The 7,694-nt window shown below is 57.8% G+C and carries 7 protein-coding genes and 1 pseudogene; all 8 read left to right on the top strand.

The annotated features are described in order from the left end of the window. Positions 1–379 (top strand): annotated as a pseudogene (locus tag J4E53_RS28860) (hypothetical protein); the annotation flags it as partial. Then, complete coding sequence (locus tag J4E53_RS28855) at positions 376–771, top strand: hypothetical protein (protein ID WP_103311165.1); 396 nt, start codon at positions 376–378, stop codon at positions 769–771. The pseudogene J4E53_RS28860 and the gene J4E53_RS28855, both read left to right, overlap by 4 nt. A 383-nt stretch (positions 772–1,154) precedes the next feature. Then, positions 1,155–1,553 carry a hypothetical protein gene (locus J4E53_RS28850; protein ID WP_103311163.1) on the top strand — a complete coding sequence of 133 codons (399 nt, stop codon included), beginning with the start codon at positions 1,155–1,157 and terminating at the stop codon, positions 1,551–1,553. A gap of 258 nt (positions 1,554–1,811) precedes the next feature. After that, entirely contained in the window at positions 1,812–3,065 is a 1,254-nt protein-coding gene (locus J4E53_RS28845; protein WP_103311161.1) for a cystathionine gamma-synthase family protein, read from the top strand. A gap of 135 nt (positions 3,066–3,200) precedes the next feature. Continuing rightward, positions 3,201–4,631: an amino acid permease gene (locus J4E53_RS28840; RefSeq protein WP_060740446.1), complete on the top strand. Its 1,431-nt coding sequence runs from the start codon at positions 3,201–3,203 to the stop codon at positions 4,629–4,631. 59 nt (positions 4,632–4,690) lie between these two features. Continuing rightward, the gene (locus tag J4E53_RS28835; protein ID WP_103311159.1) at positions 4,691–5,575 is read left to right on the top strand and encodes a LysR substrate-binding domain-containing protein; all 885 of its coding nucleotides are present in this window, start codon (positions 4,691–4,693) and stop codon (positions 5,573–5,575) included. 30 nt (positions 5,576–5,605) lie between these two features. Then, a complete protein-coding gene (thrC, locus tag J4E53_RS28830; protein WP_103311157.1) occupies positions 5,606–6,970 on the top strand; it encodes a threonine synthase in 1,365 nt (454 codons plus the stop codon). 11 nt (positions 6,971–6,981) lie between these two features. Then, positions 6,982–7,419 carry an Lrp/AsnC family transcriptional regulator gene (locus J4E53_RS28825; protein ID WP_053125728.1) on the top strand — a complete coding sequence of 146 codons (438 nt, stop codon included), beginning with the start codon at positions 6,982–6,984 and terminating at the stop codon, positions 7,417–7,419. The last annotated feature ends 275 nt before the right edge of the window (positions 7,420–7,694 follow it).

The raw sequence follows: 7,694 nt of genomic DNA, 5'->3' as shown, positions 1-7,694 counted from the left end.
CGGTGATGAGCGAAATCCAGAAGATGTTTTTGAAAGTGGTTTTAAAAGTAAAGGTAAAAGCAAGAATCTGTTTTTACACTCTATGGATAGTGATTGGCCTCCTAGCTATTATATTAGTACCTCTTATTCAAGGGAGGTAGGGAAGAAGTTTGCTACCGGTGACTACACAAGAATAGGGTATTTGTACACGTTGCAAAAAATTCCAGGGCATGACCTGGAAAAGGAGTTGGGAGCTGCATACTTGTTCGGAGCAGAAAAAGAGATTGCGATCCCAGGTCGCATAAGTAATGAAGATGTGCTTGGTGCAACCTTGATACTTGATAATGGGAAGGAGTTTGGTTATTCCATACCTAATCCTAATAGGAGGATAAGAAAATGATTTCTAAGGTTGAGGTACATGTATTAAGAGGAGGGAAAAAAGAAACTGCCTGTCTCGTATGTGATTCTAGCAAAATTGCAATCACTTTCTGTGCGGCAGATGGTGTCGACAGAACTTATGTAGGTAGTAATTTTTATAAGTGCTTTGCGAGTCTTCGGCGAGACAATTCAGATGTCATTTTTTTTTGTAAAGGTGCTAAGAAAAATGTTCATCCATCCGGCATGTCGGCACAGATGTCGCTTGGGCTAAAAGCATATGAGTTGAGTATGGGGGTTGCTCCAACGCTCGATGACATTGTCTATATATTTGAATATGATGATTGTAACTTGGTAAGCGATCCGAATGAGCAGGAGGTTTTTTTTAAGGAGTGGGTTGAGTCTCGCTTGGCATAGCTATAAGCATGATATGGCAATTCCTTCTTAGAGAATAAGAAAGTCTTGCTTGGCAAGGCCTTTTTGTAGGATGGAGTACCGATCTGTTTTTGCATGCTAAAGATAATCGGGATCCGCCTCGGATTTATATAAGTACAAACCCCCTCGAGGACATAGGGAGTAGCATTTGAGGCTGGCTTTGGATATGAGTCTGGATGCGTATATGTGTTAAACAATGTGTCGGGTATGGTGAATAAAAACTGGGTTTGATGTCGCCATATCGAAAGGAGTTGGAAATAGCGTTGCTTGGAGGGGTGGGTAGGAAAGATACAATAGGGGCAACACCAGTAAATGAAGATAGAATCTATGTAAGTTACTGAGTGCCTAATTTTGATAGGGGTAATATGACTTCTAGAGAAGTAGCAATTGAAATTGATGGCGTCGTTAAGAGCGCGGTTTTTGAGTGTGCTCGAAAAATAATGGCTATGACCGTAACGATGCCGGATGGATTGGTAAGAAGTTACGAGGCGGCGGATTTATATTTGTGTCTGGGGATGGTTAGGAAAGATTTTCCGAATGTGAGTTTTTTATGCAAGGGAGCCAAAATTAATGTGTATCCCTCGCGAATGTCTTCGCAAATGGCTGGTGGCGTAGTGGCCTACGAAGTTCGTTGGGGGAAGTCGGCAGATAAAACTGATATGGTTAATATTTTTGATTATGAAGATAAAGATTTGACCAATGATATTAATAAGCAGGCTGATTATCATCAGCGCTGGTTGCAGTCCTTAAACGCTGGTTCGTGATTTGCTCCCGCTGGCTACGAAGCACTCTGTATCGATTTTATGCGCCATGACATCTCGCGCCCGTCCGCACATCAAACGATCAAAGACGCTCCCACAGGTTCATCGGTGATTCGCCGGTCGCTAATCGCCCTCAGCCATTAAAAAAACCACCCCTTTGGCACCGATAACATCGTTTCTCGGCCCCGCGGCTTTTCCCTATATTGGCCCTCAGATCCGGTGGATGGCTCAACGTCCACCCCCTCAGTGTGAGTAGCCTCAATGAACAATAAACCTGACAGCACAGGGCTTGATAACGCCGGCGCGGGAACGCGGGCGGTCTGGGGTGGGGAGCAAGTCAGGCACCCCTACAACGCCACGCAAACCCCCATCGTGGCCAGCGCCGCGTACGGCTACGACGACATCGACGTCTGGTACGACGTCGCCTTGGGCAAGGCCCCCGGTTTTATCTACAGCCGCATGAGCAACCCCACCGTCGAGACCCTCGAAGCCAAGATTCGCGAGTTGGAAATGGCCGAGTCCGCGGTGGCCTTCAGCAGCGGCATGGCGGCGATCAGCAGCGTGCTCTACACCTTCCTGGCCCATGGCGATCGTGTGGTATCGACCAAGGACAGCTACGGCGGCACCAACAAGATCTTCGAAGAATTCCTGCCGCGTACCGGCGTGGCGGTGACCCTGTGCGAGACCTTCGATCACGACGACATCGAGCGTGAAATCGCCAAGGGCTGCCAGGTGCTGTACCTGGAAACTCCCACCAACCCAACCCTGAAGATCCTCGACATCCCGCGCCTGGTGGCGGCGGCCAAGCGTGTCGGCGCGGTGGTGGTGGCGGATAACACCTTTGCTACGCCACTGAACCAGAGCCCGCTGGCCTTGGGGGTGGACGTGGTGATTCACAGCGCCACCAAGTTCCTCAGCGGCCATGGCGACGTGCTCGGAGGCCTGGTGTGCGGCCGCGAAGCCTTGATGACCCAGGTGCGGCATTACCGGGAAATCAACGGCGCGAGCCTCGACCCGTTCTCGGCCTACCTGATCATCCGTGGCATGAAGACCCTGGCGCTGCGCATGCGCCAGCAACAACACAGCGCCCGGGCCTTGGCCGAATTCCTCTGCACCGAACCCCTGGTGGAGTCGGTGAATTATCCCGGCCTGCCCAGCCACCCGAACCACGCCGTGGCCTGCGCGCAAATGTCTGGCTTCGGCGCCATCGTCAGTTTTGTCCTGGCCGGTGGCATGGACACCGTCAAGCTGCTCCTGCCACGCCTGCGCTTCGCCCATTGCGCGGGCAACCTGGGCGCGGTGGAAACCATCTACGGTCCGGCCCGCACCACCAGCCATGTCGAGAACACCTTGGAAGAGCGCCAGGCCCTGGGTATCTCCGAAGGCCTGGTGCGGGTTTCGGTGGGTATCGAAGACACGGACGATTTATTGGACGACCTCAAACAGGCCTTCGCCTTTGTCAAAAAAACACTTGATCCGCAACTCAATGAAGTCCTCACCGAGACAGTGACCTGAAGTGTGAATGTTGATACTCCGCGACAAGGCTGTCAGCGGGGCGTTCATGAATAGGAATAATAATAAAAGCTCAGTGGCGCTTGTCTTACTCGCGCAGAGGTAGAGGCGCGCCCTGACATTTCATGAGAAACAACCATGTCCATAACAGAACAACAAACTAATACGCGGACCGGCTTCAAGCAGGAAATGCAGACGCGCCATATCGTCATGTTGGCACTAGGCGGCGTCATTGGTACCGGGCTGTTTCTCACGTCCGGCTACACCGTCAACCAGGCCGGCCCCATGGGCGCGGTGATCGCCTACATCATCGGTGCGCTGATGGTCTACATGGTGATGATGTGCCTGGGCGAACTGGCGGTGCAGATGCCCGAAACCGGTTCGTTCAGCACCTACGCCACGCGTTTCCTCGGGCCCGGCACCGGCTACACGGTGGCCTGGCTGTATTGGCTGACGTGGACGGTGGCCATCGGCTCCGAGTTCACCGCTGCCGGTATCCTGATGTCGCGATGGTTTCCCGACACGCCGGTGTGGATCTGGAGCGCGCTGTTCGCCGGCGTGGTGTTCCTCACCAACGTGGTCTCGGTGCGTTTGTTCGCCGAGACCGAGTTCTGGTTGTCGTTGATCAAAGTACTGACCGTGGTGGTGTTCCTGCTGATCGGCGGTGGCGCGATTCTCGGTCTGTTGAACATCGACCAGGCCCATAGCATCGGCTTGAGCAACTTCACCCGCGAAGGACTTTTTCCTACCGGCTTCATGCCTATTGCGATGACGCTGCTGGCGGTGTCCTTCGCGTTTTCCGGCACTGAACTGATCGGCATCGCCGCCGGCGAAACCAAGGACCCGCAACGCAATGTGCCGCGCGCCATCCGCACCACCGTGCTGCGCCTGGCGGTGTTTTTCGTCGGGACCATTTTTGTCCTAGCGACACTGCTGCCCCGCGAGCAAGCCGGCCTGGTGGAGAGCCCCTTCGTCACGGTGTTCACCTACATCGGCATTCCGTACTCCGCCGACATCATGAACTTCGTGATCATCAGCGCCCTGTTGTCGGCGGCCAACTCCGGGTTGTACGCCGCCTCGCGGATGCTCTGGACCCTCAGCGACCAGGGCCACCTGCCCAAGCAATTCTCGGCCCTGACCCGCATGGGCACGCCGCTCAACGCGATCATCGTCAGCATGGCCGGCGGCGCCGCCTCGTTGCTCAGCAGCGTGTTTGCCGCCGACACCATCTACCTGGCGCTGGTGTCGATCTCCGGCCTGGCCGTGGTGGTGGTGTGGATGAGCATCGCCGCGAGCCAGATCGCTTTCCGTCGTCACTATGTGGCCAACGGCGGCGACATTCGCGACCTCAAGTTCCGCGTTCGCGGTTATCCGTGGGTGCCGCTGGGGGCGCTGGTGTGCTGCAGCCTCGCGTGTGTCGGGATCGCCTTCGACCCTGAACAGCGGGTGGCGCTGTACTTCGGCTTGCCGTTCATCGCCTGGTGTTACTTCGTGTATTACATTACCCGCAAAAGCCGCGAGCGACGCTTGTCGGTTGCCCTCGTGGCACAACCGTCGGACGCGTTCTAAGCCGCGCCGACGGGGCGGGCAAACGTGCCCGGTGCGTGGGGGTCAACGAGGTCCAGATCATGAAGCAAAAAACGTTGCCCCCGTTGAATTGGCTGCGGGCATTCGAAGTGTCGGCCCGCTGCCTGAACTTCACCCACGCCGCCGACGAATTGTTTTTGACCCAGGGCGCGGTCAGCCAGCAGATCCGCCAATTGGAAAGCCATCTGGGGGTGGCGCTGTTCAAGCGCTTGCCCCGGGGGCTGGGACTGACCGAGGAAGGCCAGGCGTACCTGCCGGTGGTGCAGGACGCGATCACGCGACTGGCGGTGGGCACCAACGAGATCTTTGGCCAGCACAAGCGCCGGCCGATCAAGGTGCGCGGCAGCCTGGCGTTTTTCGTGCACTGGCTGGCGCCGAAACTGGTGGACTTTCGCCAGGCCCATCCCCACGTCGACATCCGCTACATCAGCAACATCTGGGTCAAGGAACTGGACGGCGAAGACGACATGGAAATCCGCTGGGGCCACGGTCAATGGCCCGGCCTGGTGTCGCAACGCCTGACCTGGGACACCTTGTTCCCGGTATGTTCACCAGCCTTGATGACGACGCTGAAGGTGCCGGCGGACGTGGCGAAGCATTCGTTGTTGCACGTGCTGGGCTACGAAGAGGGCTGGGGGTACTGGCTGAAAATGGTCGGTGTCGACAGCGTCGATTCCTCGACCGGCATGCAATTCGACACACTGGTCTGCACGTTACGCATGGCCGAACTGGGGCAGGGCATCGCTCTGGCGCGGTCGTCGATGGTCAGTGAGTTGCTGGACGACGGGCGCCTGGTCGAACCCTTCGCCCAGCGTATCGAAGCCAGCGAATCGTTTTACCTGGTGCGCAGTTCCGGGGCCGAGCAACACCCGGACGCGGCGCGGTTTTCCACCTGGCTGGTGGAGCAGGCGCATCGTTTCAAGTGAGCCGTTTCAAGTGAATATCCGGAGTTGGCCATGCGCTATGTGAGTACCCGAAATTCCGCCGTGCAGGTCGATTTCGAAAAAGTTGTGCTGTCGGCCATCGCCGAGGATGGCGGCCTGTTCGTCCCTGTCGAGCTGCCGCAGTTCGAACCCCAGGACATCGCTAACTGGTCCACATTGGCCTACGACGAACTGGCCTATCGAGTGATGCGTCCGTTCGTGGGCGAAGCGATTCCCGAGGCCGACTTCAAGCGGGTGCTCAAGGAAGCCGGCAGCCAGTTCGGCCATCGGTCCCTGGCGCCGTTGCATCAGGTGGATCGCAACGAGTGGGTCCTGGAATTGTTCCATGGGCCGACCCGTTCCTCGAAGGACTTTGCCGCGCAATTGCAGGCGCGACTGGTGCAGTACTTTTTGCGCAAACGCGGGCGTCGCGCTGTGGTGATCGGCGTCACCAACGGCGACACCGGCTTGGCCGCCATCGAGGCCTTCAAGCACTGCGACGAGACCGATGTGGTGGTGATTTATCCCGAAGCCGGCGTGCCGCAAGACCAGCTTCAAGACCTGCAAGCGACGGCGCATCCGCGGGTTCATCAAGTGGCCGTCGATGGCAGTTTCGATGAATGCCAGACCTTGGTCACTCAACTGTTCCGACAGCACGAGGCGATCAGTTTCAACTCCAGCAACTGGGTCAGCGTCATGGCGCAGTTGGTGTTTTATTTCCACGCGGTGCTGCAGTTGGGCGGCGGTCAGCGGCCCATTGGCTTCAGCGTGCCGGCGGCGAGTTTTGCCGAGGTCTATGCCGGCTACATCGCGCAGAAGATGGGTTTGCCGATCACGCAGATGATCGTCGCCACCAACCAGAATGACGCGCTGCATCAGTTCTTTTTGAAGAACCACTACTCGCGATTGCGCGCCAGCAAGACCCTGTCGCCGGCCATGGATTTGTCGATCTTTTCCAACTTGGAACGGTTTCTCTGGGAGCTCTATGGGCACGATGATCAAGCGGTGAGCGCGCTGATGCACACCTTCGAAACCCGTGGCGAAATGACCATCGCCAACGAGTTCTGGCTACAGGCGCGGATGATCATCGACTCGTATGCGGTCAGCGATGAGCAGACGCTGGAGGAAATCACCTCGCTGTACCGCGACACCGGCTATGTCATCGACCCCCACACCGCCACCGGCGTGCTCGCGGCGCGCTTGTACCGCCGCAGCCTGGTGGCGCCAATGGTGACTTTGGGCGAGATCTCACCGGCCAAATCGGCGCAGTTGCTCGGCGACTTGGGGATCAGCATTGCGGCGCAACAGCGTCCAGTTTCCGAACATGGCCCGGCGCAGATTCATCGCATCCAGCCGGACGACCTCGGTGCCCTCCATCAACTGCTCGGCGCCCTATAACCGGAGGCCCCATGAAGCGAATCCTCGACCCCCTCGATGAACGCATCATCGCCGAACTGCGCCTCAACGCCCGCGCCGCCCACGCCGAGCTGGCGGCCAAGGTCAACCTCTCGCGCAACGCCGTACGCCAACGCATCGAACGCCTCGAACGCGACGGCGCGATCCAGGGCTACACGGTACGCACCGGGGAGGGCGCGCAAGCGTCGTCGAACATCAACGCCGTGATCTTCGTCTACCGCTACGACCGCATGCGCGGCGCCGAGGTGTTGCAAGCGTTGCAGGCCATGCCGGAAGTGCTGCAGTGCGATGTGATGAGTGGCGAGTTTGACTTGATGCTGCGGGTGGGCGCGGCGAACCCGGAGCGGGTGCATAAAGTGTGGAAAGAAATCTCCGCGCTGCCGGGGGTGGAGAACACCGTGACGTCGTTTGTGTTGTCGTCGGTGGTCTAATGCCGCAGACGCCCAGCCACCACAACCCCGTGGCGAGGGAGCTTGCTCCCGCTGGGCTGCGAAGCAGCCCCAACCAGGCTGACCACAATCCGCCAGACCCACCGCGCAGGCCAATTCCAGGGGGCCGCTGCGCAGCCCAGCGGGAGCAAGCGCCCTCCCCACAAGAGCGGCCGGCGGTGTGTCAGCCAAGCAGGTGAGTTTCCTGACACCAATAGACCTGGCACCGAGAAAACCTGTGGGAGCGAGCTTGCTCGCGATAGCGATACACCAGCCAC

This window comes from Pseudomonas sp. FW305-28 (genome assembly GCF_017351395.1).
Classification (GTDB): Bacteria; Pseudomonadota; Gammaproteobacteria; order Pseudomonadales; family Pseudomonadaceae; genus Aquipseudomonas; species Aquipseudomonas fluorescens_AA.
Note: the sequence above shows the minus strand (reverse complement) of the source record. Positions and strands in the feature narration are given on the sequence as shown.

Bases quoted from the DNA above. Each gene is read 5' to 3' on its own strand.
- J4E53_RS28855 (WP_103311165.1), top strand. From the start codon at position 376: ATGATTTCTAAGGTTGAGGTACATGTATTAAGAGGAGGGAAAAAAGAA.
- J4E53_RS28850 (WP_103311163.1), top strand. From the start codon at position 1,155: ATGACTTCTAGAGAAGTAGCAATTGAAATTGATGGCGTCGTTAAGAGC.
- thrC (WP_103311157.1), top strand. From the start codon at position 5,606: ATGCGCTATGTGAGTACCCGAAATTCCGCCGTGCAGGTCGATTTCGAA.
- J4E53_RS28825 (WP_053125728.1), top strand. From the start codon at position 6,982: ATGAAGCGAATCCTCGACCCCCTCGATGAACGCATCATCGCCGAACTG.
- J4E53_RS28845 (WP_103311161.1), top strand. From the start codon at position 1,812: ATGAACAATAAACCTGACAGCACAGGGCTTGATAACGCCGGCGCGGGA.
- J4E53_RS28840 (WP_060740446.1), top strand. From the start codon at position 3,201: ATGTCCATAACAGAACAACAAACTAATACGCGGACCGGCTTCAAGCAG.
- J4E53_RS28835 (WP_103311159.1), top strand. From the start codon at position 4,691: ATGAAGCAAAAAACGTTGCCCCCGTTGAATTGGCTGCGGGCATTCGAA.